This window comes from Streptomyces sp. NBC_00691, from assembly GCF_036226665.1.
Lineage (GTDB): Bacteria > Actinomycetota > Actinomycetes > Streptomycetales > Streptomycetaceae > Streptomyces.
In genome coordinates this window covers 305,206-328,853 of record NZ_CP109007.1, presented here as the reverse complement: position 1 = coordinate 328,853, position 23,648 = coordinate 305,206, and the positions used below count along the sequence as shown (strand labels likewise).

The 23,648-nt window shown below is 70.4% G+C and carries 20 protein-coding genes and 1 pseudogene; 16 read left to right on the top strand and 5 right to left on the bottom strand.

The window, feature by feature from the left end; all coding sequences use genetic code 11:
- Positions 1-19: 19 nt before the first annotated feature.
- From OG392_RS01580 to OG392_RS01535, 10 genes and pseudogenes are all read left to right on the top strand, one after another.
- A pseudogene (locus OG392_RS01580) lies at positions 20-250 on the top strand (hypothetical protein); the annotation flags it as partial.
- A gap of 25 nt (positions 251-275) precedes the next feature.
- Positions 276-422, top strand: coding sequence for a hypothetical protein (locus OG392_RS01575; RefSeq protein WP_329287686.1), 147 nt, complete (start codon positions 276-278; stop codon positions 420-422).
- A 240-nt stretch (positions 423-662) separates the two neighbouring features.
- Complete coding sequence (locus tag OG392_RS01570) at positions 663-5,093, top strand: CHAT domain-containing protein (protein WP_329274632.1); 4,431 nt, start codon at positions 663-665, stop codon at positions 5,091-5,093.
- A 1-nt stretch (position 5,094) separates the two neighbouring features.
- Positions 5,095-5,823 carry a hypothetical protein gene (locus tag OG392_RS01565; RefSeq protein ID WP_329274630.1) on the top strand — a complete coding sequence of 243 codons (729 nt, stop codon included), beginning with the start codon at positions 5,095-5,097 and terminating at the stop codon, positions 5,821-5,823.
- 121 nt (positions 5,824-5,944) lie between these two features.
- Positions 5,945-6,925 carry a WGR domain-containing protein gene (locus tag OG392_RS01560; RefSeq protein WP_329274628.1) on the top strand — a complete coding sequence of 327 codons (981 nt, stop codon included), beginning with the start codon at positions 5,945-5,947 and terminating at the stop codon, positions 6,923-6,925.
- Positions 6,926-7,254: 329 nt separating this feature from the next.
- Positions 7,255-8,268, top strand: coding sequence for a UDP-glucose 4-epimerase GalE (galE, locus tag OG392_RS01555; RefSeq protein ID WP_329274627.1), 1,014 nt, complete (start codon positions 7,255-7,257; stop codon positions 8,266-8,268).
- Between the two features lie 767 nt (positions 8,269-9,035).
- Positions 9,036-9,485, top strand: a complete 450-nt coding sequence (locus OG392_RS01550) for a hypothetical protein (RefSeq protein WP_329274626.1) — start codon at positions 9,036-9,038, stop codon at positions 9,483-9,485.
- Positions 9,486-9,644: 159 nt separating this feature from the next.
- The gene (locus tag OG392_RS01545; RefSeq protein ID WP_329274624.1) at positions 9,645-10,226 is read left to right on the top strand and encodes a hypothetical protein; all 582 of its coding nucleotides are present in this window, start codon (positions 9,645-9,647) and stop codon (positions 10,224-10,226) included.
- Between the two features lie 192 nt (positions 10,227-10,418).
- Positions 10,419-10,853, top strand: a complete 435-nt coding sequence (locus OG392_RS01540; protein WP_329274622.1) for a hypothetical protein — start codon at positions 10,419-10,421, stop codon at positions 10,851-10,853.
- Between the two features lie 4 nt (positions 10,854-10,857).
- Positions 10,858-11,874, top strand: a complete 1,017-nt coding sequence (locus OG392_RS01535) for a hypothetical protein (protein WP_329274620.1) — start codon at positions 10,858-10,860, stop codon at positions 11,872-11,874.
- A 254-nt stretch (positions 11,875-12,128) separates the two neighbouring features.
- Here OG392_RS01535 and OG392_RS01530 read toward each other — a convergent pair whose 3' ends face one another.
- Both OG392_RS01530 and OG392_RS01525 read right to left on the bottom strand, forming a co-directional pair.
- On the bottom strand, positions 12,129-12,905 hold the full coding sequence (locus tag OG392_RS01530) for a hypothetical protein (RefSeq protein WP_329274618.1): 777 nt from the start codon (positions 12,903-12,905) through the stop codon (positions 12,129-12,131).
- A gap of 50 nt (positions 12,906-12,955) precedes the next feature.
- Positions 12,956-13,654 carry a helix-turn-helix transcriptional regulator gene (locus tag OG392_RS01525; protein ID WP_329274616.1) on the bottom strand — a complete coding sequence of 233 codons (699 nt, stop codon included), beginning with the start codon at positions 13,652-13,654 and terminating at the stop codon, positions 12,956-12,958.
- Positions 13,655-13,908: 254 nt separating this feature from the next.
- On the opposite strand from OG392_RS01525, the gene OG392_RS01520 reads away from it, so the two are divergent.
- The 4 genes from OG392_RS01520 to OG392_RS01505 all read left to right on the top strand — a co-directional run bounded on the left by OG392_RS01520 (position 13,909) and on the right by OG392_RS01505 (position 19,021).
- Positions 13,909-14,853, top strand: coding sequence for a virginiamycin B lyase family protein (locus tag OG392_RS01520; protein ID WP_329274614.1), 945 nt, complete (start codon positions 13,909-13,911; stop codon positions 14,851-14,853).
- Positions 14,854-15,438: 585 nt separating this feature from the next.
- A complete protein-coding gene (locus OG392_RS01515) occupies positions 15,439-16,164 on the top strand; it encodes an alpha/beta fold hydrolase (protein WP_329274611.1) in 726 nt (241 codons plus the stop codon).
- Positions 16,165-16,575: 411 nt separating this feature from the next.
- A complete protein-coding gene (locus OG392_RS01510; RefSeq protein ID WP_329274608.1) occupies positions 16,576-18,210 on the top strand; it encodes a hypothetical protein in 1,635 nt (544 codons plus the stop codon).
- A gap of 337 nt (positions 18,211-18,547) precedes the next feature.
- Positions 18,548-19,021 (top strand): hypothetical protein, encoded by a 474-nt coding sequence (locus OG392_RS01505; protein ID WP_329274606.1) that lies wholly within the window; start codon positions 18,548-18,550, stop codon positions 19,019-19,021.
- Positions 19,022-19,096: 75 nt separating this feature from the next.
- Here the strand turns inward: OG392_RS01505 and OG392_RS01500 are convergent, their stop codons facing one another.
- The gene (locus OG392_RS01500) at positions 19,097-19,843 is read right to left on the bottom strand and encodes a phosphotransferase family protein (RefSeq protein ID WP_329274603.1); all 747 of its coding nucleotides are present in this window, start codon (positions 19,841-19,843) and stop codon (positions 19,097-19,099) included.
- A gap of 365 nt (positions 19,844-20,208) precedes the next feature.
- Between OG392_RS01500 and OG392_RS01495 the strand changes: the two genes are divergently transcribed.
- Both OG392_RS01495 and OG392_RS01490 read left to right on the top strand, forming a co-directional pair.
- Positions 20,209-20,961: a DUF4232 domain-containing protein gene (locus OG392_RS01495; RefSeq protein WP_329274601.1), complete on the top strand. Its 753-nt coding sequence runs from the start codon at positions 20,209-20,211 to the stop codon at positions 20,959-20,961.
- A 120-nt stretch (positions 20,962-21,081) separates the two neighbouring features.
- On the top strand, positions 21,082-21,336 hold the full coding sequence (locus OG392_RS01490) for a DUF6332 family protein (RefSeq protein WP_329274598.1): 255 nt from the start codon (positions 21,082-21,084) through the stop codon (positions 21,334-21,336).
- A 234-nt stretch (positions 21,337-21,570) separates the two neighbouring features.
- Here the strand turns inward: OG392_RS01490 and OG392_RS01485 are convergent, their stop codons facing one another.
- On the bottom strand, positions 21,571-22,137 hold the full coding sequence (locus OG392_RS01485; protein ID WP_329274595.1) for a DUF4291 domain-containing protein: 567 nt from the start codon (positions 22,135-22,137) through the stop codon (positions 21,571-21,573).
- Between the two features lie 131 nt (positions 22,138-22,268).
- Complete coding sequence (locus tag OG392_RS01480; RefSeq protein WP_329274593.1) at positions 22,269-23,600, bottom strand: alpha/beta hydrolase; 1,332 nt, start codon at positions 23,598-23,600, stop codon at positions 22,269-22,271.
- Positions 23,601-23,648: the final 48 nt, after the last annotated feature.

The window sequence follows — 23,648 nt, the reverse complement described above, 5'->3', positions numbered from 1 at the left end:
AGAAAGTGATCATCTCTGCATGATGCGCTCACCGTTTGAACACGCGTACCAGTTTCGCTCTGGTGAGCGCCACCGCCGCCCTGACGGTCCTCGCTATCACCGCCCCGGCGACAGCGTTCGCATCCGCCCGCATGCGCGGGACGAGGAGGCGTCCTTCTCCCACCACGGCCGGTGCGTCGATCTCTTCGCGCCCGGCCAGGACGTCGTGTCGGCGCGCATCGGCGGCGGCTCCGTCGCCCAGAACGGCACCTCCATGGCCGCCCCGCACGTGATCGGTGTCGCCGTGCTCTACAAGGCGGAACACCCGACCGGCGGACCCGGCGGAGGTCGGCGCCTGGCTCGACGGCAACTCCACCAAGGGCCTGCTGACGAACCTCAGCGCCGTCACCCCCGACAAGCTCCTGTTCACCGGCGGCCTGTAACCCCAGTCCCCACACCGACAGCCGCACGTGCCGGAGGCCGGCGGTCCCACGTGCCCGGACGCCGGCGGTTCCACGGGAGCGTCGGCCTCCGGGCCGGACGCAGGGACCGTGAAGAACAGAGGGGGAACTACGCGCGTGGCCCATTCGTCTGTGAGAGCAGACTGCTGAGGGTTCATGGGGAGAACACGGGGCGGGGGAGTCGTGCTCGGTCATGCGATGCTGAAAGTTCTGGCTCGTTCCATGTACAGCCGGTTCGGAGAGCGGGAGAGCGGGGACCCCGCGACGGTCGAGCAGGAACTCCGCCGCTTGTCGATGCTGGCGCCCCGGGAGCGACGGGACGCCCTGGCAGCTCTTGGAGTTGAGGAGCGCACCGAGCTGGTGATCAACGCGTTCGCCTATGGTGCGACCCGCGAGGATCCGTGGAACACCCGGTCGGACGCGGACTTGATGGCCGCTGTACTGGAATCGTTCGTCGCCGGGATGGCTGTCGGCTCCTCGGCGGAGTGGGACGAAGCCCGTCGTGTGAAAGAGACGTTCTCAGGTCAGGCCCATTTGTTGCGGGCCATCGAGGCGGATGCCGCGGGAGACCGGGCCGAGGCCCATCGGAAATTCGCCCTTGCCGAACAGCAAGGCCTGCAGGCGGACGACGGGCTCGCCTGTCTGCTCGGGTCGTTGGGCATGGTGACCTGCGGAACCGAGGCGCACCGTGCTGACCTCCCCGGGATCTTGGAGGCGGTCGGGCCGGTCTTCGACACGCTGGAGTCGTGGACGGGAGGGGGACTCTCGGATGTGCGTCTGGCGTTCAGCATGCGCTACGAGGCATTCCACGTCGTCGAGGAGATGACGCAGACCGCCGATCCGGACGCGATGGCGGACCTGGCTGATTCATGGCTGGAACAACGTCCCGCAGGTGCCCTCATGGCGCTGATCCACGCCTGGTTCGGCGAGTTGCAGCGTGGCCTCGCGGACGGGGACGTCGATTGGGCCATGGCCTGGGCCGTGGTGGGAGACCGGCTCATCGTCCCGGTGGCCCCGGCCGCGCCGTTCCGGAAACGACTCGCGGACCACTTCGACGACGCAGGGGATGTGGATCGGGCCCTTCGGATACACAACGGACTGCTCGCCGAGAACCCTGACGACGGAGAGCGCCTGGTCGCCGTGGCGAAGGCTCTTTCTCGCACCGACCGTGCGGATGAGGCGATCGCCCTTCTGCGATCCCGCCTGTCGGATCCGCCGATCGCCGGCGAGGAGGGCATCCTCCAGGAACTGACCATCCTGCTCGTGAAGGAAGGCTCTCCGGAAGCCGGGTTGTGGGACAGCGAGTTCAGACGCCTGACCGGCGCCGGTCTCGGTGACCTGATGCCGACCAGAGGACCGGCAGCCCCCACGGCGCAGCGGGCGTTCGCACGTCTCGAGGACGGGCGGCTGACCATCTCTCCGGACATGGGCACGCTCCCTCCGGGAGAGATCAAGCCCCAGATCTTCGCGGCCATGATCGCGGGAAACCCCGACGGAGCCCAGCAGCTGGCCGAACTGGCCGAGAGCGAACCCCTGTTGGCGGCCGCCGTGGCGCGACTCCTGGGAGTGCCACTGACCACCCGTGCCCACAGGGAGGCCGCACAGCACATCCAGCAGGGAGAAGAGCACTTCCAACGGCGTGCGTACGCGGAGGCGGCCGGCTGCTACCAGCGGGCCTTGGACGTCGACCCCGAGAGCTACACGGCCCTCCTCGCACTCGGTGACGTGTACTTCGTCATCGGGTGCATGGCCTCGGCGCGGGTGTACTTCCAGGAGTCGCTGGCCGTGGCGGAGACGCCCATGGCCTGGCGATTCCTGGGTGACACGTTTCGCGCGGAGCGAGGCGCGAGCGCGACGGAGGCAGCGCGTTCCTGCTACCTGCGCGCACTCGCTCTCGACCCGAACTACGGAGGGGCCAGGCAGGCCCTCGAACAGCTTCCGTCATCGGCCGGTGCGGCACCTCCGGCGCCGCCCGCTCCGCCTTCCGGTTCCGCGCACGCCGAGGAACATCGGCACACCGCCACCCCGCGGCCCGGCATCCCCACCGCCGCCTTCGCCGTGGGGCCCGGCATCGAAGCCGACCTCCCCCCTCGGGTGGAGGAATCCCTGAGGCGCGATCAGCCCGCCATCGGCTCCATGCTCGACCGCCTCGCCGACGACGAGGACTTCGCCCGCTGGCTCGTGGACGACGGCCCCGAGCACTGGCCCGCCGCACTGACCGGGCTCACGGTGCTGGTCCACCAATGGTCGGCCAGGGGCACCGACCCGGAGCGGGCACTGCTGCTCGCCCGCCGGGGTGTTCAGATCGCGGAGGCACTCGACGACCCATGGCCTGAGGGAGACCCCGACGACCGGGGCAAGGCCCGGTGTCTCGCCGAAGCCTTGGAACAGCTTGCCGGGGTCAACACGGAACTGGGCCGCTACAGCGAGGCGTACGACCTCCTCAAGACCGCCGAGCAGTGGGCCGACACCGACGAAGCCGAGCGCGCCCGCACGGGAAGAAGTCAGCGGATCGGCATGGACCACTTCGACGATCGCCCACGACGCGCCGGCCAGTACGAAGCACTGGCCGCGGCGGCCCGCCGCAGCGGCGACGACGCCGGAGCCGAGCACTACACCCGGCTGCGGCGGGAACGCGAGAACGGCAGCCCGGTCACCGACCACCAGAGAGTGGTGGACCTCGTCACCGAAGGAATGACGGCGTACCTGCGGGACGGCGACATGGAGCTGGCGCTGCAGCGTCTCTTCGCCGCGGAACGCTTCGCCGAAAGGGAAGCGGCCCTCAGTCCCGTACCGGTGGCCCTGGCCACGGCACACCACAACCTGGGGCGCCTGCTCACCTGGTTCGGCCTGCCCCGCCGCGCCCTGCACCATCTCGCCACCGCCCGGGAACTGAACGCGGGCAACGCGAACCGCCTGGCGACGGACTGGATCGCCACGGCTCAGATACTCGAACGCTGGCCGCACCTCGGCCACGACACCCTGGCGTACGAGCAGGTGCTGGCCCTGTCCTCGGTGCCCGGCACCATCGGGGAACCGCTCTTCTGGGCCCCTCGGGGTGAACCCACCGCACGCACCGGGCGCCGTATCGTCGCCGTCGAGCGTGCCTGGGACGTCATCATGCCGATGGCACGTTCCGCCTGGGAGTACGGCGAGCTCTACACGGCCACGGACGTCCTGGAACTCGGCACCGGCCTCGCCGACCTCGTACGGGCTGCCCAACCCGACCCGGACCTGCGCATGCGCATCCAGGACGAGCGGGTCACCGTCTTCGAGCTGCTCACCCGGTACCGCCTCGAACGGGCGAGCCGCTCGGACGGAGACCCCGAGTCACACGTGATCGCCGCCTACACCGCGTCCGAGAGAAAGCGCTCCCGCGCGCTGCTCGACACGATGAGCACCGCCCGGCTCCGAGCACCCGTCGGAGTCCCGCCACCGCTCCTCGACCGGGAAGCCGAACTGCTGAGTGCTCGCACCGAGGTCGAACGCGGTGGCGCGGTCGACTGGACGCGTCACCACGTGCTGACCGGCGAACTCACCACCTTGTGGGCCCGCATGGCGGAATGCGGCGCGGAAGCCGCCGAGTACGCCGCGATCAGACAGGCCGACGTTCTCACTCCCGCCGATGTGATCAGTGAACTCGCCGGCGAGTCGGCCGTCGTGGCCTCGTACGCGATCCTGGACGACGGACAGATCGTCGTCTTCACCATCGGCGCGGAGACCGGACTCCGGGTGGCGCACATCGACGCCGACGGACCGCGGATGCTGGGCTTCATCGAGGACCACTTCGGAAGCGCGGGACAGGTCCGGGAAATGGCCGAAGACATGCCCGGCCTCTTCCAGCACGTCCTGGCGCCCCTCGTCGCCCCCCTCACGGCGGTGGCGAGCCCCGGACAGACCCTACTGATCTGCCCTACGGGCGCCCTCCACCACGTACCGTTCCACGCCCTCTCCGTCGACGGCTTTCCCACCCTCCTGGACCGCAACCCCATCGGCCGTCTGCCGACCGTCTCCCTGTTGCGCACCATGAACCACCGCCCTCCCGGAACCGGCACCGACGCCGTGGTCCTCGGCGACCCCGGCCTCGACCTTCCGTACGCACGTACGGAAGCGGTCGCGCTGGGCAGCAGACTGGGGACCGTTCCCCTCCTGGGAGACACGGCCACACGGGAGGAGGTCCTGCTCCGCGTCCCGAACACCTCGGTCTTCCACGCCGCCTGTCACGCCCACTTCGACGCCGACGACCCGCTCTCCTCCGGCCTGATCCTGGCGGGAGGAGTCCTCACCGCCCGGGACATCCTGCAGCAGGACTGGCACAGCGTCCGACTCGCGGTCCTCTCGGCCTGCGAGACGGGCGTGAGCCGCACCAGCCGGACGGACGAGACCCTCGGCCTCAGCCGATCGCTCCTCTTCGCCGGAGTGCGCTCCCTCGTGATGAGCCTGTGGCGGGTACCGGATTCCACCACGGCCGCCATCATGGGCGACTTCCACGACCTGACGCTCGGCGGAGCGGCCCCCGCACACGCTCTGCGCGCGGCCATGCTCGCCGCACGCGACCGTGCCGGAGACGAGCGTATCGACCGCTGGGCGGCGTTCTGCCTCCTCGGCGACTGGCGTGCACCCACTCGCCCCACACCCCGAGACGGAGGATGACATGCGGACGCACACGGAACTCCCCGAAGGGTACGAGCTGCTCGACATGGTCGAGCCGGTCGTGGAGGAACACGAGCCCGACCGGCAACTGGCGCCGATCGACGAGGCGACGATCACGCTGCTGCGCCGGGCGACCCGTATCGGGCTCGCCCTCGGTCCGGTCCGCCAGGTGGAGGATTCCCTTCCCGGCCGCAGCGGTTACGACGTGCCGTTGATCTTCGTGATCCAGACGCACCCTGAATCCGTCGTGCGCTGGTCCCGACTCGTCGTCGACCTCTCAGCTTCGCGAGGAACCGTCGTGGCGGACATGTCGCCGGTACTCGTCGACGGAGAGCATCCGGTCGAGATCGAAACGACGATGGGCGCCGGTCTCACCTTCCAGGTGGCGAGTTCACTCGTCGGCGCGGAACTGACGCCTCAGATCACCCGGCGCAGGACGGTCTACTGCCCCCGGATCACCTCCTCGGGCGTCGGATTCACCACTGCCTACTGGGACTTCAGAGCCTCGGACCAGGAATTCCTCCACGTCAACGAGGAACTGCGGCTGCTCGTCGACGCGCCCCTGGGCGCTCCCGTCGACGCCAAGGTGACCATGCGCGTCAGGATCATGCCGAGAGGGCTCGGCCGAGTCATTCGCCTGACCGGCAAGCTCGGTACCTCCGAGAAACTGTTCCGCCTCGCGGAACCGGCCGCCGCCGCGTCGGATCCCCTGGACAGTCCGCAGACCTGACGGTCCGCCCTGCTCGTCGTCCAGGACCCGGAGAGCGAGCACTCACGGGATAATGTGTCGGCCGGAGGACGGCCCTGGAGACGTACGGCGCTGTCCCCGGGTTCACAGTCTGCTGGAGGACATGGTGACGGGCCGACGTCGGTTCGAGCTCCCGCAGGGGGCCAAGACCCAGTATCGGGAGATTCGCCAGGAAGGCATCCGCTGCTTCCTCCGCTGGGGCGCGACAGGCACCAGCGGCAAGGCGAGCACGTCGACGCTGAACGACGAGGAGCACGCCCGTCGCCACGCCAGGCGCAAGATCGATGAATGGCTGCGCAAGGGCTTCGTCGAGGTCGAGGTCGAGGTCGAGGCGCCGATCGGCACCGTCGAACCCGACCAGCAGACGCCGGTCCTCGACGTGATCAAGGCAAGCACCCGGCCGCATGCCACCGTCCCGGAGTATCTGCCGGTCGATGGCTTCGAGGAGACGTACCGCCGCAGCCACACCCCGGACCACCCGGTGAGGTTTCACGAGTACTTCGTCCTGCGGGACCAGGGGCGTAGCGCCGTTCACTTCACCGTACGCGCAGACAGCCACGACCCCGCGACCGTGTCGTCCTTCCTGACCTTCCTCGGCACTCAGCGTGATCTGCCCTTCGACGGGCGGTCCCACCACAAGGTGCGGCTGCCCGAGCCGGTGGGGCCCTTCAGTCACGCCTTGTTCTGCGCGCCGGCACTCGGCCAGACCTGCATCGCGTTTCCAGCCATCGCCGCTCGCGTCGCGACAGCCTTCCCGGTCTTCGACTGCGAGATCGGCGACGCGGATCCGGAAGTCCTCGTCGACGCGCGTATCCACGGTCACGGTGGACTGCCTTACAGCGACTGGAGCCGTCAGCCGCACCCGACGGTCGACCTCAGGTTCGATGTCGAACCGTCCCACTACGGGCGGACGCGGACCTTCAAGGTCTTCGGATCCACCGATCTCAAGGCGCTCCTGCACGCGCTCCCGACTGCGACGACCCGGAGTTGGCTGGAGGTCCGCTCCTTCCGGGGAGAGATCAGGCGTTTCACACCCGACACAGCAGCCCCCTTCTCCGAAGTCGATGCCTTCCTCCACGGCTGACCGTGCTGGGAGCTCCGACCGAGACGGATCAAAGCGCCGATCCCCGATTCCGTCGGCCGGCTCGCCGGCGCGGACGCCGCCGTGAACAGGCGCGGAGAGCGGCCCTGAAGGCGGGCCCGTCGGGGCCGGTCGGCCGGTCGGCTGCTTCCGAAGGTCCGGCGTCCAGAACGGGTGCCTTCACCGTGAACCCCGAAATGCGCCGCAATGGCGCTGTTAGTGTCTTCTCCCTGGCAGCCGCTCGGCCCGGCAGGCCGGGTGCGCGACCACGTCCGCGTACAAGTTCCGCGTACAGGTTCTACAAGTTCCGTGTGCAACTGGGGAGACACCTCATGAAGGTCCTGATCACCGGCGGCGCCGGATTCATCGGCTCGACCATCGCCTCCGCCTGCCTGGACGACGGCATCGACGTCGTGATCCTGGACGACCTGGCGACCGGCCGCAGCGAGTTCGTGGAGGGCCGGACCTGGTACCGCGGGGACATCGCCGACGGCGACGTGATCGACCAGATCTTCGCCGACCACCCCGACATCGACGCCACCATCGGCTGCGCCGCGAAGATCGTCGTTCCCGAGTCGGTCGCGAACCCCCTCTACTACTACACCGAGAACGTCTCCAAGGGCCTCGCGCTCCTCGGACACCTGCTCCGCAACGGCTGCGAGCGCTACCTCTTCTCCTCCTCCGCCGCGATCTACGAGCCCGGGCAGGGCATCACCGAGACGTCGCCGCTCAACCCCATGAGCCCCTACGCCCGGACGAAAGCGCACTTCGAGAACGCGCTGGAGGACATCACCGCCGGGACGCCGCTGCGCGCCATCTCCCTGCGCTACTTCAACCCGATCGGCTGTGACCCGGAGTTCCGGTCCGGTCTCCAGGTCATGAAGCCCACCCACGCGCTCGGCGTCATGATCGACGCCTACCACGCCGGGCGTCCCTTCCCCGTCACCGGCACCGACTGGGAGACCCGGGACGGCACCGGCATCCGTGACTACGTCCACGTCCACGACCTGGCTCGCGGCCACATCGCGGCCGTCCGTCGCTTCGACACCATCACTTCCAACGACGCGGACGGCGGCGGGCCGTACCGCGTCATCAACCTGGGTTCGGGCACCGGCACGACCGTGCTCGAGCTCATCGAGGCCTTCGAGAAGGTCACCGGTCAGCCGCTCGCCCACGAGACCGTCGGCCGCCGGCCCGGCGACAACGCGGGCGCCTACCCCGACATCACCCTCGCCGGAGAACTCCTCGGCTGGGAACCGGTCCTCTCCGTGGAACAGGGCATCTCCGACTCCCTCGCCTGGCACGCCCGGCGCTCGCTCGTTCTCACTCACGGAAGCGAGGAGTGAGTCATCCCCTTGAAGCGCCGCCTCCTGTGACCAGGCGATCGGCCAGGCGGTGATCCGGCGCCCGGCGGCGAGGCGGAGCGTGCGGTGTGCCCCGAGGCGCCGATGTCGCTCGGGGTCGACCAGGCCACCTCCATGACCGCGCTCCTCCTGTCGCCAGGATCGAGGCCGACTGGCGCCGCCGATGCCGGCCGAGCAGGGGCCCAAAGCCGCCGGTCGTGGGCAACCCGAGGGCCCCAGACCGCGGCGGGGTCCGCCGGGCGAGATCACCGCCGCTCCAGGAGACCGCGCCCTTGTCGGGCCGGTAGAGCTCGTGGCGCCGACCCCGCCGCAGGACGCCTTGACGCTCGCAACGAAAGCCCGTCGGGCGAGGTTGTCGTCCTCAAAGCCGAGGGGAGGGAAGCACGTGCTCTCGGGGACTCCCGCGGTGGAGAGTAGGTCGCGAGGGAGTCCTACAGGTGGACGCCTCGTACGTGCGGAAAGTACGTGATGCCGGACGGCCCGGAGATGTCGGCGACGTCGTATGAGTTGATGGTGGTCAGCATCGACCTTCCCGGCTATGAATATCCCTACGGCTCTGCGGCCGCCGACACCGACGTGACCCGCACGCCGCGGGAGGGTAAGACCAGAGCATCACACCCCCGATCGAACGGACCCACGAAGTGAGCAGTCTCCCCGGATCACGCCCGCCGGGCAGAACCTGGACCGTCCACCTGACCGGACATCCTGACCATTCCGCCACTGTGGCCTGCAGCACCAAGGCCTGCCGGATGCCCCCACGCTCCAAGGACATCAACGCTCTGCGCCGCTTCGCGCACCAGCACGTCCACGCCCACGCACGATCCGCCACCCCCCGCCCCCATGCCGCCTGCGCCTGCGGAGCGGCGGAATGCCGCCACCACACCACCAGAACCACCTGCACGGGGCGGATCCTGCTGATCCTCGTCCACAACCGAGCCGTGGGCGACGTGTGGACCCTGACCGAGGTCTGCCAGGCGTGCGCTCCGCACATCGTCAACGCCACAGTCCTTCCTGGCGCCGCCACGCCGCCCGGTGGTTCCGTCCCCGCGCCCGCCAAGACCGCGCCGCCGGCGGCTGTTCAGGCCACGTTCTCCTCCCCGCAGCCGACCGACGCCGACGACGTGTCCGCCGCGCGCCGAAGCCAGCGCCCCCCACGCGCCCGCCGAGGTGGCGGCCCCGTGCACCGCCGGGGCCGATGAGGCCGTCGGCGAACTTTCGCGGTGCCACCCCAGGCAGCTGGTGAGCCCTGGACCGTGCGGTCGGGTGTCCTCCGTCCGGACCGTCCGTGGGACGGGTGAGGCGGGTGGGGGAAGGACTAGTGGAGCATCCGAGCCCCGCCGTCGTTGAGGAGTCCGAGTATGGCCCGCACGCTCGCCCTGGTCCTGGCCGGCGCCACCGCGCTCGCCCTGGCGCCCGCCGTCGCCGATGCCGATGTCGCCGTCGCCGTCGTTGGACCCGAGCCCGGCAGGGCAGCGGCGGACAAGGCGGTCACCTACCGGGTGACCGCTCCGTACCAGGAGCACGCGAACGGCGTGCGGGCCGGTTACAAGCCCGATCAGTACTGCGTCTTCGACCGTGCGGGTGGCACGGGCGCGCTCGGCTACCCGCACTTCAACCACGCGTACGACAACTCGACGGACCCTGCGAAGCCCACCGCCCTCTTCTACGAGGACGACAGCAAGGGAGGCAAGCGTCTCGTCGGAGTGCAATGGATGGTCTACGACCGCGACCAGAACCTCACGACGGACGACGACCGACCGAGCATGTTCGGGATGCCCTTCAAGGGACCCAACCGCGGCAACTTCCCGGGCCAGCCCGTCCACTACGCCTTGCACCTCTGGCTGTGGAAGAAGAATCCCCAGGGCCAGTTCACCACGTACAACCCGGCGGTCACCTGCCTCCCGGGAACGTCCCGCCCGCAGCCGCGCCCGTCATCCTGACGCCTGGCTTCAAGAAGCTCCGGAGTCCGGGCAGGGCTCGAAGTACGTCCGATTGCATCCTGTTGGGCGGTAAAAGAGCAGGTCAGGGCAGGTCAGGGCAGTCTTTTTCCGGTTGACCCAGGGTTCCGGTACGGGTGATAGTGACAGCCGCGGCCGTGTTCGTCCGGCTTGCTGTACCAAGGGTGGGGACTCGTGAACAACAACAAAGAGGACGTACGTGACGACGTGCGTGACGACGTGCGGGGGCGGATCGATGCACTCGTCGCCGTCGGCCGAGCGGCCGAGGCGCGGGCTGTCGCACGGACCGCGCTTGAAGCCGACGGGCGCGACGCCGGACTTTTCCTGTCCCTCGCCCGCGCCCATATGGCCGAGGACGACGACGACCATGACGACGCGGCCGAGCGCGTCTTCCGCGAAGGCCTCGACGCCTTCCCGGACGACGTAGGCCTGCTCGCCGGGTACGCGGAACTCTGCACCCGCACCGACGCGCTGGACCGGCCGGGACGGCATGCCCGGGGTCGGTCCCGTACTCCTCGCCCGTCTGCGCGAACTAGCCCCGGATTCAACGGAGTTGGTGCGAGTGGAGACCGCGGGCAGCTCCGTTTCCACGAGTGCCAAGGACAGTGACTCGGTGCGCCGGGTGCAGTCGTTCGACGCGGCCCGTGCCCTCGCGGACGCCCCCACGCCCCAGGCTGCCGCCGCTCAGGCCGCGCAGTGGGCCGCCGCGGCCCCGCACGACCTGCGGCTGGCCGTCCTCGCCGAGACGACGGCCTCCCTGGCCGAAACCGGTCGGTCCTGGCTACCCCTGTTGCTGCGCCGCGGTCTCGAATACCGCTTCGCCACAGGTGTGGTCGTCGCCGGGCTGATCGTTCTGCGTATCACCGTCCTGCCTGCGATGCCGTTCGGCGTGGCGGCGGGAGTGGGGCTGCTGCTGGGCCTGCCGTTCCTCAGCCTCCGCAGGCAACTGCGGGCCGCCCGCGAGCGGGCCGCCGAGCGGATGGTCGCAGCCGTCGCGGCCGAAGCGAGTGCTGGGTCCGAAGGATTCGGGGCGCCGGAACTCCCGCCCGTGCCCCGCGTCACTCCTCGCGAGTACGCCTTCGCGGGAGCCGGAATCGCGCTCCTGCTGGCCGTGGGCGTCGCGTCGTACACCTCCTCCCTCGCCCATCCCCGCTACGACATCGTCGCCCACGACACCTTCCAGGGCCTGCAGGGCTTCGACCTGCGTGAGGAGTTCGACCCGTTCGCTGCCATGCCCGACGGCGAGCTGACGGATTCGACGGCCCGCCTGTACATCGCCGAGGACGCTCCTGCCGACGCCGCGGCCGAGTACCTGGTGGCCGTGACGACCGGGGACTTCCACGAGATGCGGGAGTCGTACGTGTACGACGGTGGGCTCTTCCCCAAGGAGACGGAAGAGGTCGGCACCATCCACGACACCTGGCGGGCCGCGGCCGGCCCCCACGGGGCCTGGATGCAGTGCCTCAGGTTCACCGAGGTGGCCAGCGGCACACTGCGAGCGATGTGCGTGTGGGGCGACAAGGGCAGCGTCGGCCTGACGCTGTTCACGGCTGCGGACAAGAACCGCGACGCGGTCGAGGACACAGCCCGGTCCGTCGGGACGGACTTCCTCCGGCCGGCTGCGGACTGACGGCACGGCGGGAGCGGAGCGTCGAAGGAAGCGGACGACGCCCCACCCCGCCACACCGGCCCCCCTTCTCGGCGCGAGGCCTCCTGGGGGGCCTCCCGGTACGAGACATCCCGGCACGTGACTTCCCCATGCGAGCCACTCTGACCGGACCACATCGGGGTCCCCGTCCCCACGGCTCCGGGATGATCGCCTCCCGGCGCGGACACACCGTCGTGGCTCTCATGCGCGCCCACCAAGAGAGGCGGGCGCACGCCTCAGTACCGGAAGGGACGAGTGCCCGTCAGGGACCACGCGCGTGTGACCCGGTCGGAGCGAACCGTCAGGAGGTCGACGCCGCCGACAGACGCACCGTCACCCCTGCCTTCCGCCGTCCACAGGATCGCCGCGTACCCCCGCACGAGGTCGACGACGGGCTCCCGGTGGATCGTGCGCGCGGTCGGGCCGTCGGTCTTGGCCTGCCGTTCGATCAGGTCGGCCAGCTCGGCCGGGCCGTGTGCGTCGCCCTCCGGTCCGGTGCCCGAGAAAAGGTGGAAGTCGCCCGTCACCAGGTCCGTGGCCAGCTCGGCCCGTCCGTTGCGAAGCTGGACCCAGCGCTGGCACAGGCGCTCGATCGCGGCAGGGTGAGCCCCCCGTACCCCTCCAGCCCCTCCCACCGCTCCCGCTCCTCCGGGTTCCGGATCGGGCCGCTCACAACGTCGCTCCGCCACGAACGTCCAGTTCTCCCGTATGCGGCCGTCCTCGAGGACGTTGACGTCGATACCCGTCAGCACCTGACCGTCGGCCTTTCTCACATCCCACAGGTAGGCGAACCGATCACCGGCGTCGGCGAGCACCCGGGGGCTGAAGATGTTCACGTGCCGCGCGCGATACGCGGTGACGAACCGTTCTTGCTCCTCGGGGCCGACCACCGTGTCCAGACTGGCCCCGTGGTCCGACCACTGCACGCAGTCGTCGGACATCAGGCCGTACGCCAGGGAGGGGTCCTCGTTCCACATGCGGCACCACGTGATCATGCGCTTCTCGTTGTCCATGCCGAACAGCATCGCGGCCCCTGGCGACACCGTCCTGTCGGTGTTTCAGATCACAGAGTGAATGGTTCGGCGTCCAGGCGCCTCAGCTCGGCCCGCCACTGAGGCTCCCGGGACGCCACCTGTTCGTCCGACGGTTCCAACGACGTGATCCGGTCGAGCTGGAAGCCGCGGACCGCTGACCGCAGCCGGCACCACGCCGCCAGATACCAGCCCTTCGGCCCCCACAGGAGCCCCAACGGCTCGACGTCGCGCGTTGTCGCCGCGCCTGCCCGGTCCGTATAGGTGAGGTGCAGGACCTGGCCGGAGATCACCGCGTCGACGATGATCTCGCTCAACTTGTCGCTCCCGTCAGGCGAGTGATCCCCGACCCGGTAGACCTGCCGTGCGAGCGCTTCCTCGCGCTGTCGTACGTCGGCGGGGAGCACGGCCAGCACCTTCTGACCTGCGCGGTGCGCTGCTGCCGCGAACGGAGTGGACGCCGCCGTACGAAGCGCGACGCTGACGGCGAGAGCCTCGGCGGCGCTGAGCGTCACGGGCGGCAGCGTACGGTCCCGGTCAAGGCTGTAGCCGCCGGCCCGGCCGGCGTCACTGCGGATGGGCAGTCCCGACTGCCTCAACGCCTCGAGATCCCGTTCCACGGTGCGCACGCTGACCTCGAACCGCCGGGCCAGCCACGGGGCGCTGCGCGGCCTGGGCGCCACCGCGCGCAGCTCCTCGACCAGCGCGTACAGGCGATCGGTGCGGTTCATAGCCCCAGCCTAAGGCTGTTCCGCGCCGATCACGGCCCGGCGTACGCGCGGACGACTGAGGGCCTGGCGCGCCCGGGGTCCTTGAGGGGGAGCGTCGTGCGTGTCCAGGACGACGCCTTCATGAGGCCTGCGCCTGGGACGTTGGGGTGGCCTGAGGCGGGGCGGGCGGCGTGGTTCCGGTATGCGGCGGTGCCGCTTCCTATGGTCGGAAGAGGTGCGGCGGTGAGTCGGCCGCTCAGATCTGAAGGGAAGTCATGGTGGGTCGTACGAGGGCCGGATCCGGAACGGTGACGCTCGCGCCCGCACGCGCGAAGGTGTGCCCCTCGCGCCGATGGGGCCGTCGGCTCGTCGCCGCGGTGGGTCTCGTGGCGCTGTGCACGCTCCCCACGACGGCGGGCGCAACCCCTCCGCAGGACGGCCGGCCCTCCACGCATGCGCCCCTGTACGTGTCCGACTACGGCAACAACCGGGTCGTCCGCCTGCCCGTGAGGGGCGGCGATCAGATGTCCGTGCCCTTCGAGGGTCTCGTACGTCCGACGGGCATCGTCGGTGACGCGGCGGGTCGGCTCTACGTGTCGGACACCGGCAACAACCGCGTGGTGAGGCTCGCGGAGGGCGGCGGCCAGACGACCGTCCCCACCGACGGCCTGTCGCGGCCCCTCGGGCTCGCCCTGGACCGGGCGGGGAGTCTCTACGTCGCCGACAGCTTCAACGACCGGATCGTGAAGGTGTCCGTGGCCGACGGCACCCAGACGACCGTACCGACCTCAGGGTTGCTCCACCCCTGGGGCCTGGCTCTGGACGAGGCCGGGAACCTGTACGTCTCCGACTTCGTCAACGACCGCGTCGTCAAGGTGGCCGGTGACGGGAGCGGCCAGTCCACGATCGCCACCGTCGGCCTCTCGCAGCCCACCGGACTGGCACTCGGCGCCGCGGGGGACCTCTACATCGCCGACAGCGGCAACAACCGCGTCGTGAGGATCGCGCGGGGCGGCGGCCAGACCACCGTCCCGACCAGCGGCCTCAGCAGCCCGCTGGGCCTCGCGCTCGACGGCTGCGGCAGCCTGTACATCGCCGACGGCTTCAACAACCGAGTGGTCCGCGTCCGGGAGACGGGCGGCGGCCAGACCACCCTCCCGGCCACCGGCCTGAACACACCGACGGGCCTTGCCTTCGCGCCGACGGGCACGCGTCCCTGAACCACCCCGATGCGACGTCACCGGGCCGGCGGGGTGGGAGCAGGCTCGGTTGAGCGGCCCGGAATCCCTGCTCGACGGCAGTGGAGCCAGACGTGGGGTCCTGCGTGAAGACGGCCCCGTAGGCCTCGGCGTCTGCCGCACCCCAGGCCCCGCCGGGTCAGGAGAGCACGCCGCACACGGCGTCGCGATCGCCCCTGACGGTGCCGATGCCCGCCCGGGTCGACAGCCGTGCGGGCCGCGGTGCCGGTGACCTTGACCTCAGAGGCGGAGTCGAGCCACAGGTAGCCCCCACCGGTTGTGGGCGTGTCGGTGTCAGTGCCGGCGGGGCGGGGCTGAAGGGGCGGGGCTGAGGGGGCTGGACCGGTCGGCTGCGGCCGGCTCCACGATCGTCCGCGCCCCCACCAGTACCGCGCAGCTGCCGAAGGGGATTCGAGGAACCTCGAACCCTCACACGTCCCAGGCGCGTGCCACGTGGCACGGGCTGGTCTCGCCGGTCCGGGGCGCACGCCTTAGCTTGGGGGTATGGCGGTGGTGCGGGTTGACGGAGTCGATGTCGCCTATACGCGGCAGGGCCGGGGTCCGGTCGTGGTGTTCGCTCATGGGACCGGGCTCGACGCGCGGATGTGGCAACCGCAGATCGAGGCGTTGGCGGACGAGTTCACGGTGGTGGCCTGGGACGAGCCGGGGTCAGGGCGGTCCGGTGCGGTGCCGGACGGTTTCCGGCTGGAGGACTTCGCGCGTGCCCTCGCCGCCGTGATCGAGGATGTAGGGCTGGGGCCCGCGCAGGTCGCGGGGCTGTCGTGGGGCGGGACAGTGGTCCTGGAGCTGTACCGGTGGCGGCCGGATCTGGTGCGGTCGCTGCTGATGGTGGACACGTACGCCGGATGGAAGGGCTCGCTGCCCCCACAGGAGGTCGCGGCGCGGGTCGAGGGGGCACGGCGGATGCTCGCGGCACCCCGGGAGGAGTTCGACCCGACGCTGCCCGGACTCTACGCAGCCGGCCCGCCGGAGCGCTTCACGGCGATGCTGGACGCCATGAGCCGAGACGTCCGGCCGGAGACCATGGCCGCGCAGCTCTCGCTGATGGCCGAGGCGGACGAGAGGGACCTGCTGCCCCGGATCACGGTGCCGACCCTCCTGCTGTGGGGCGAGGAGGACGCCCGCTCCCCGCTGGACGTCGCCTACGCCTTCCAGGACGCCATCGCACATGCCGAGCTGGTGGTGATCCCCGAGGTGGGCCACATGAGCAACCTGGAGGCGCCGGAAGCCTTCACGGCAGCGGTTCGCGGATTCTGCCGTGCACACGCGTAGAGCGTGTCGGCGTACCGGTTGACGCGTCGTTCGCCGGCCGACGCCCGGGACACTGCCGTGGGCTCCCGGGCACCCCGGACACGGCCACCCCGGGCGCAGGACACAGAGGTGCACCAACCGCTGCTGCCACCGAGACGGCCCCGGAGGGCACCGGTCCCTGCTCGGGGGTTCAGGGACCGGTGCCGACCGACGGGGCCGCGGTCTTGTACGCGGCCCCGTCACCACCCTATGAACCCGGTGTCTCGACCGCAGGTTCTGAGGAGCCATCAGGGAAGGCTGCCCACGCGCACCGCCCGCGCGGGAGGCAACGGGACGAGCCGAGCGGAGCCCCAGGCCTCATGGCCGGCTCCCTGGCCCCGTCCGGCGTCCACCCGCCGACGCCGCCGACCACTCGTGGCCGATACTGTCCGTATGGGGGATCACGACACGGTACGGGCACGTCTGCGCGCCGCTCTGAGCGCCGGAGACCCGTGGATCGCGCTGCACGCCTTGAGCACGGAGCGGCCGGACGGTCTCGCCGAGGCGGTCGAGGAGTTGTACCGGTCGGACACGGACGCGGCCGCCTTCCGCCCCGATCTCGCCTGGCTCCTCCAGGGGCTCGGCGAGACCGGCGACGAGGTCCTGCTCCGGTTGTTCGCCGAGCCCGCGTTCGCCGCTGATGACCGCCGGGACCTGCTGAAGGCCACCGTGGCACGCCGGCTGCGGTTGCCCGCAGAACTGCTGCGCACGTACGCGGAGGCCACGGCATCCGCTGGGAGCGATGCTCGTGCCGGCGGCCTGCCCACTCCCGAACTCGTCGACGCCATGGGCCTCTCCGGCGACGCGTCCTTCGCCCCGCGCCTCGGCGCACTCCTCGACACACCTGCCGTGCGCTGTCGCTCCGCCCTGGCGCTGGGCCGCCTCGGTGGCCGCGAGTGGACGGCCCCGATCGCCGCCCGGCTGTCCGAGGTGACCGGGCTCGACCACACCGCCTTCGTCGTCGCCCTGGAGCTGATGGGCGATCGCGCCGCCGTGCCGTACCTGCTTCGGTGGTTGGCCGAGAGCGGCGAGGAGCGGGTGTACGACGTCCACCACGCGCTCGTACGGCTCACCGGACGCGACCCCCTCCTGCCCGAGCGGGCGAGCGGCGCCGCGTACGCGGCGGCTGTACGCGCCGCCTGGGCCGACGGTCAGACCGAGCACGCGCCGGTGGTGGTCCGGGATCTCGTCGTCGAGTCCGGTGCGCGGGCCCGGTTCTCCGTCGACGGGGGCGCGGGTCGGATCCGGGTCACCTTCGACCCGCCGTCGCCCGGCTCCTCCTGGCCGCGCTGGAACCGTTCCCTGACGTTCGACGGGAAGTCGCTGTACCGGGTCGGTTCGATCTGCGACACGTGCGAGCTGGGCCTCACCTTGCTGGACTGGCCGGACGGCGAGGCGAGCCGGATCGCGGCCCGCATGCGCGCCCGGTCGGCCGGTCTGGACCGGCTCGATGCCGCGGTGCTCGCCGAATGGAGTCCTGTGCTGGGCGAGTTGGAGACCGGTCACTACCGTGCCCTCCTGCTGGACATCCCGCTGGAACGAGTGTCCGAGCCGGCCCAGTCGTGGTGGTACCGCCGCGCGGTGGCCCGGGCGGAGGCGGACGGCGACGACGTCGGACACGTCGGCGACCGTCCCGAGGACCACTGGCCCGGCGTCCCGCACTTCCAGCTGACCGCGCCCGTTCCAGGCGGCCGGGTGCCGTTCTCGTACGGCGCCTTCCTGCCCTCACAGCCGCCGGAGGCGCTCGAACCGGCGACCGTCACCCGGTACGCGGCCGCCATCGCAGCGGGGGAGCGACCCGCAGCCGTGGTCCTCGGCTGGATCGACGACCGGTACGTGGAGGCCCAGCACGAGGAGCGCTGGCTGGTCGGCGCGGTCCTGGACGGCCATCACCGGCTCGCCGCGTACGCGGCCGCCGGTGTGCCGGCCCGGGTGCTCCTGGTCGCCCGCCTGGGCGAGGGCGGAGGCTTCGACGGCAGCCTGGAGGGACTGGCGGAGGTGACCGCGGCGTACGGCTGCAGGGGCTGACAGAGGTACACGTACTAATCCTGAGGAGCCTTCTCGTGTGAGGGCGCAAGCGCCCCATTCGCCGCATTGGGGCCGAGCGGCCGTCATGTCGGGCTCAATCGATCATCGACCGGCAAGGGAACATGTGCACAATTTGCCACCATTCCGCAGCTTTCAGTAGACTGATCGGAGGAATGCATGGCTCCAGCTGGACCTTGTCGCCCGATGGTCACTCGGTCGACCGTGGCGGAGCCCCAAGTCTACGAGGACACCCAAACCTGTTTCGGCGTGCCCTCCTTGACGCCCGAACAGCTGGATTCGACGCGGCATCGAATCCATGAATCCACGAGGAACACACATGGGTATCCTCGCTCACTCCACGTTGGGTAACCGTCGACTCGCAACTGCCACGATGGCGACTGTCATGGCGGCGGCGATCAGTCTCACTGCTCCCGGTATCGCGTCGGCCCAAGCGAAGTCGGTGAGTCATCACGCCGTGATCGCCGGGGTGAACTGTGCCCCTACTCCGCCGTGGGTGTCGACGTACGCCTTCGACGGCGATCTGAAGGTGGAGGGCGGCTGCTTCACCGAGAACGGCCAGGTCTACGTCACCGTGAAGCACAACAACGGCACCGTGTATTTCAAGAAGTGGGTGACGGCCAGAGACCACCCCTCGCTCGCCGGTGGCTGGATCAACGTCAACACGAATCTCCGTGCCCCCTGTACCGGAACCGCGAAGAACGGGTATGCGCGTGCGTATGACGCGGTGACGGAGAAGTGGTCGCCCAAGTATCCGGTATCGATCTGCATTCTCTTCGACGACAACGACTGAGGCAGTGAAGAGGATTGCGTTCGTCGCGGTCCCGGTCAAGGCGCATCGAAACGGATCGAGCACACGCGCTCAGTCTCACATCTGGGATCTCAGTACATCGACCTCGCAGCCTGGCGCGAAGGGGTCGAAGCCGTGCTCGATCAGCCAGCGAACTGCCAGCAGGCTTCGCAAGGACCACCATGCGCGGATCACGTCGAGGTCGATGACGGTGCCATAGCCGGCGAGGACGTCGTCGAGGTGCTCCTCGTGTCCGAGCGTGAAGGTGGCGAGGTCGTACAGAGCGTCACCCTGGCCCGCCTCGGACCAGTCGATGATCCCCGTCACCTCGTCGCCGTCGACGAAGACATGCGCGATCTGCAGGTCGCCGTGTGTGAACGCCGGATTCCACGGCCGGAGCGCGGCCTCGGAGACCTGGCGGTTACGGGTCACGAGGTCGGCGGGCAGGAGGCCTCTCGACGCGAGCAGCTCGCACTCGGCGTCGAGTTCCGCCGTCAGCGCGATGGTGCTCCGCCCGGCTCGGCCGGGCCGGGGCGGCAGCGGCGCGTCGTGCAGCTTCCTGATGGCGGCGCCCGCCGCGGCCCACGCTGCCGACGATCCGGTCGATGGTCCGCCGAGGCGGCCGAGCGTCGTCCCCGGGAGCGCGGCTATCGCGAGCACGGAGGGCTTCCGCCACAGGACCTTCGGGGTCGGGACCGGAGCGCGGGACATCGCCTCGACCTCGGAGTCGAGACGCGCCTGATCGGCGTCCACCTTCAGGAACACGTCGCCGACGCGCAGGGTCGCGCGCTCGGAGTGGGCAACGACGACCTCGACCTCATTCATGGGTGTCGAGTATCCCGGAAGGTGCTCGCCGACGGCGCGGGTCTTTTCGCACGTGGTGACACGGCCGACCGCGTCCCGCTGACCGGCGACAGCGGATGGTCAACCGGTGGGTCCCTCCGAGGTCAAGGAGCGTCGGGTCACGGCTCTGTCCCAGACGACGGATACGGGACAGGGCGCGGGGGCGGTGGAAGGGAAGGCCCCACCTGGTCAGGGTGGAGGGTCGGGGCCCGGGCGTGTAACAGGGCTGTACCACGCAGCGGTTGGACGGAACGGCCTGGCGCCGAGACGGGTCTTGACCTCAGGAAACGCTGACTCCTACCGAGTACCGAGCAGCTGGGCCCCCCACCGACACCGAGGAAGAAACCATGCGCGTTCACAAGCTCACCCTCACCGCCGCCCTGGTCGTTGTCGCGGGGCTCTCGCTGACGGCCTGCAACGACGGCGACGCCCAGGGGCAGGGCGGATCGCCGTCGGCCTCCAGCCCGTCCGCTTCGACCGGCGGTGGGGACCAGGCTGACGCGGGTCAGGGGCAGGGGCAGGGCCAGGGGGCGGACTCCGCCGGACAGACCTCGGGGGGCCAGGGCTCCGGAGGTAAGGGCTCCGGGGGATCGGGCACTGCAGGGACGGGCTCCGGCGGGCAGGGCGCCTCAGCCGGGACCGGGTCGGGCGAGAGCGGCACGACGGGGGAGACAGGCAAGACCGGGAAGTGCCGCACCGATGATCTGGAGATCACGGCGATGGACAACACCATCGAGGGCGACCCCGACGGCACCGTCGTCGTGGAGCTGAAGAACGGTGGAGGCCGGGACTGCGTGGTGTCCGGCTACGCGGGCGTCGACCTCAAGACGAACGCGGGCACGCTGTCCGCGAAGCGCACCGGCGTGAAAGGCACCTCGGTCACTCTCAAGAGCGGGAAGTCGGTGGCCTTCGCCATCGGCTACCCCGTGAACAGGACGGGCGGCTCCGGCGCCCGCATCACGGGCCTCCTGGTCACCCCGCCGAACGAGACGAAGACGGTCACCCTCGCCTGGCCGGGCGCCGCGACCCTGCCCGTCACGGAGGGTCCCGGATCCCCGGTGAAGGTCGGCCCGATCGGCAGCGCGGGCCAGGGCGGCTGACCAGTGGCCCGCCCGGACGCGACCGGGTCTCCTGACACCGGTTCGGCACGGTCGAGTTCGGCTGTGACGTGCGGTGACGGAGATCCCGTATCTGGCCAGGAGTCATGTGAGACTGGCGGGATGGATATGGGGAGAGAGTCGCGGTGGGAGAAGGACGCGATGACGGTCGAGATCATGTTCGCCCTGGTCACGGCCTGCATGCTCGCCGCGATGGTCTTCGGCGTCCTCCTGGTCCCGGCACTGGTCGTCGGAGTCGACGAGCCCGCGGGGAAGGTGCTGCTCAAGGCAGGGGCTGTCCTGGGTGCCGCTGCCGGCGTGTGGCGTGTGGCGCGGGTGCTGCTCCGGTTCGATGCGCGTAGGCGTCAGGGGCGCTGAACTCGGGGCGGTGTGAAGTGGCAACCCGTGTCGGTGAGACATCGAGCTGCGCCCCGCATCGTGTGGATTCGCTCCGTGAGTGCCCGTCGCAGACTCTACGACCGTGGCGGAGAGCGCACCCCGTGGCCTCTCGCCGGACGGTCTGCCGCCGAGTGCGCGGCCCCACTCGCGCCTCCACCCAGGGGAGGCCGGCCGGGTGGTACGTCGCCGGGGCGGCCACTCACCAGGTCCTCATCACCTGCCTGGCGAAACGCCTTCTTCCAGTGCCCGCGGCGTCGGGTAGGTCCGCTCGGCGGGACACAGCCGATGAGCCTTGGCGGCCTGCCCTGCTCGTATCAGTGCCGAGGCTTTGCGGACCTGAGGGGTGAGGTCGGTGAGGCTGACGATCCAGTCGTCGGTGAACGCGCGGATCAAGTGGCGGCCGACGCCGACCTGGATGCTGTAGTGATTCAGTGCCGCTCCGCGCGGCGAGCGCTCCGGGTCCCACTGGACATGCACGGCCGCCTGGGCCACCGCCGCCGGGTCGGAGGTCGTCAACACGGCCTGGGACAGCGCCTCCTCCCACCCCTCCCGGGTGATGCGCACGGCGAGAACACGTTCCTGGCCGGGCTTGCGGGCCCAGTTGCTGCGGTGCATCAGCCACATGAACGACGGCTTGATCCACGTCATTCGGTGGAACGAGAACGGCGCGACGAAGCGACCCGCCCGCAGTGCCGCGTCAGCGATGGCAGGCGAGTACGCCTGATAGACCACGATCGTGCGAGCGTCGTAGTCGGCACGAATCTCATACTGCGGCGTCATGCGCCGCACCCTGTCATCTGGTCCGCCGGCGCGGCGAGCCGATTTCGCCGTGCCGCCCCCGGGGGTCGGTTCGACGGCGCGGTTCACCCTCGCGCTGCGCTCCCGCCCCCGGTTCTCGCCCCAAGCGGCTCCTAGCCGCGCGCCAGTCTGTCGAACCATCGCACGATCTCCGGGCCCGCGAGCTTGAAGGAGCCGTTGTGGTCGGCCATTCCGTGGTCGATCACGGGGGCCCGCACGCCGTTGCGGGCCAGGTCGGCCGCGCAGCTGGTGGAGTTGGCGATCGCCACGTCCGTGTCGCCGGCCGCGGTGTGGAGCCGTACCGGAACATCGGGCTTCCAGTCGCAGGTGCCGTCCTGTGCCTTGAGTGCGGCCAGCAGGCCGCCCGTCGGGTGGCTCAGCCGGTCGTAGAACTCGTCGGTGAGCAGCTCCTTCACCGACCCGGGGAGTCTCGGGACGATGTCCTCCTCGGTGTGCCGGGTGTCGAAGAGCTGCTCCACGTATCCCGCGTACGGCTGCCGGAAGGCCTCGGCCGGGTCGGTGTAGACGGGATGGAGCCGGTTCTGCGCGGTGAGGAAGTACGCCATGTAGAAGACGCCGCTGATGTCGTTGACCCGGCCGTCGAGCAGGGCGGGAATCTCGGCGCCCTGCAGATCGTACGGTCCGGCGACCGGCGCGAGGGCCCGCAACCGGAAGCGCCGGTCCGCCCCGCGTGCCAGTTCGCGGCCGAGTCCCATGGCCACCTGGCCGCCCTGCGAGAACCCGGTGCCGTACACGTCCCCGGTGAGCGGCCTGCCGAGCGAGGCGGCAGCGGTCCTGGAGGCCCGCAGCATGTCGAGTGAGGCCGAGACGGAGGAGGCGGTGTCCATGTACGGGTGGAGGCCGGGGCCCTTGCCGAGCCCGAGGTAGTCCGGAGCGGCGACGGCCCTGCCCGCAGAGGCGTGCAGGTAGGGCGCGTAGAGGCCGAAGTCCTCGGCGACGGACGGCGCGTAGTCGCGGTGGACCATCGTGCCGTGCGTGTCCGCCACCAGGTCGAGCCGCCGCTCGCCGCCCTTGGGGAGCACCAGCAGGCCGGTGGCGGTCGTCGGCGTGCCCTGTGGCGTCAGCGTTCGGTAGGTGAGCCGGTAGCTCCGTATGCCGTGGCGCACGGTCGACGCGTCGATGCCGGCGTCCTCGAGGAACGCGGCCACCTCGGTCCGACTCAGGTCGCCGACAGGGGTGACACCGACGAGGGTCCCGCGTCCGATGGTCTGCTGGACCGGGACCGGGACTCGCGTGGGACGGGCCTCGGACGCGGCGAACGCCGGAGCGGCGGCCAGGGCGGTGACGACGACGGCGGTCGCGGCGGCGAGGGACCGGCGCACCCTCCGGTGCCGCGCGGGCCGACTCCGACGGGTGAGCAGCGTGGGGTGGGGCGTGGCCTGACTCGAAGAGCGGCGCGTCGTGTGGGGTGTCGTCTGGGTCATGACGAAGACGCTACGGACCCGGTGATCACCGGCACATCCGACGGTCCC

What these genes read in the sequence shown, in the direction of transcription:
- OG392_RS01570 (WP_329274632.1), top strand. Translation starts at nt 663, where the DNA reads ATGTACAGCCGGTTCGGAGAGCGGGAGAGCGGGGACCCCGCGACGGTC.
- OG392_RS01565 (WP_329274630.1), top strand. Translation starts at nt 5,095, where the DNA reads ATGCGGACGCACACGGAACTCCCCGAAGGGTACGAGCTGCTCGACATG.
- OG392_RS01560 (WP_329274628.1), top strand. Translation starts at nt 5,945, where the DNA reads ATGGTGACGGGCCGACGTCGGTTCGAGCTCCCGCAGGGGGCCAAGACC.
- galE (WP_329274627.1), top strand. Translation starts at nt 7,255, where the DNA reads ATGAAGGTCCTGATCACCGGCGGCGCCGGATTCATCGGCTCGACCATC.
- OG392_RS01550 (WP_329274626.1), top strand. Translation starts at nt 9,036, where the DNA reads ATGCCCCCACGCTCCAAGGACATCAACGCTCTGCGCCGCTTCGCGCAC.
- OG392_RS01545 (WP_329274624.1), top strand. Translation starts at nt 9,645, where the DNA reads ATGGCCCGCACGCTCGCCCTGGTCCTGGCCGGCGCCACCGCGCTCGCC.
- OG392_RS01530 (WP_329274618.1), bottom strand. Translation starts at nt 12,905, where the DNA reads ATGGACAACGAGAAGCGCATGATCACGTGGTGCCGCATGTGGAACGAG.
- OG392_RS01525 (WP_329274616.1), bottom strand. Translation starts at nt 13,654, where the DNA reads ATGAACCGCACCGATCGCCTGTACGCGCTGGTCGAGGAGCTGCGCGCG.
- OG392_RS01520 (WP_329274614.1), top strand. Translation starts at nt 13,909, where the DNA reads ATGGTGGGTCGTACGAGGGCCGGATCCGGAACGGTGACGCTCGCGCCC.
- OG392_RS01510 (WP_329274608.1), top strand. Translation starts at nt 16,576, where the DNA reads ATGGGGGATCACGACACGGTACGGGCACGTCTGCGCGCCGCTCTGAGC.
- OG392_RS01505 (WP_329274606.1), top strand. Translation starts at nt 18,548, where the DNA reads ATGGGTATCCTCGCTCACTCCACGTTGGGTAACCGTCGACTCGCAACT.
- OG392_RS01500 (WP_329274603.1), bottom strand. Translation starts at nt 19,843, where the DNA reads ATGAATGAGGTCGAGGTCGTCGTTGCCCACTCCGAGCGCGCGACCCTG.
- OG392_RS01495 (WP_329274601.1), top strand. Translation starts at nt 20,209, where the DNA reads ATGCGCGTTCACAAGCTCACCCTCACCGCCGCCCTGGTCGTTGTCGCG.
- OG392_RS01490 (WP_329274598.1), top strand. Translation starts at nt 21,082, where the DNA reads ATGGATATGGGGAGAGAGTCGCGGTGGGAGAAGGACGCGATGACGGTC.
- OG392_RS01485 (WP_329274595.1), bottom strand. Translation starts at nt 22,137, where the DNA reads ATGACGCCGCAGTATGAGATTCGTGCCGACTACGACGCTCGCACGATC.
- OG392_RS01480 (WP_329274593.1), bottom strand. Translation starts at nt 23,600, where the DNA reads ATGACCCAGACGACACCCCACACGACGCGCCGCTCTTCGAGTCAGGCC.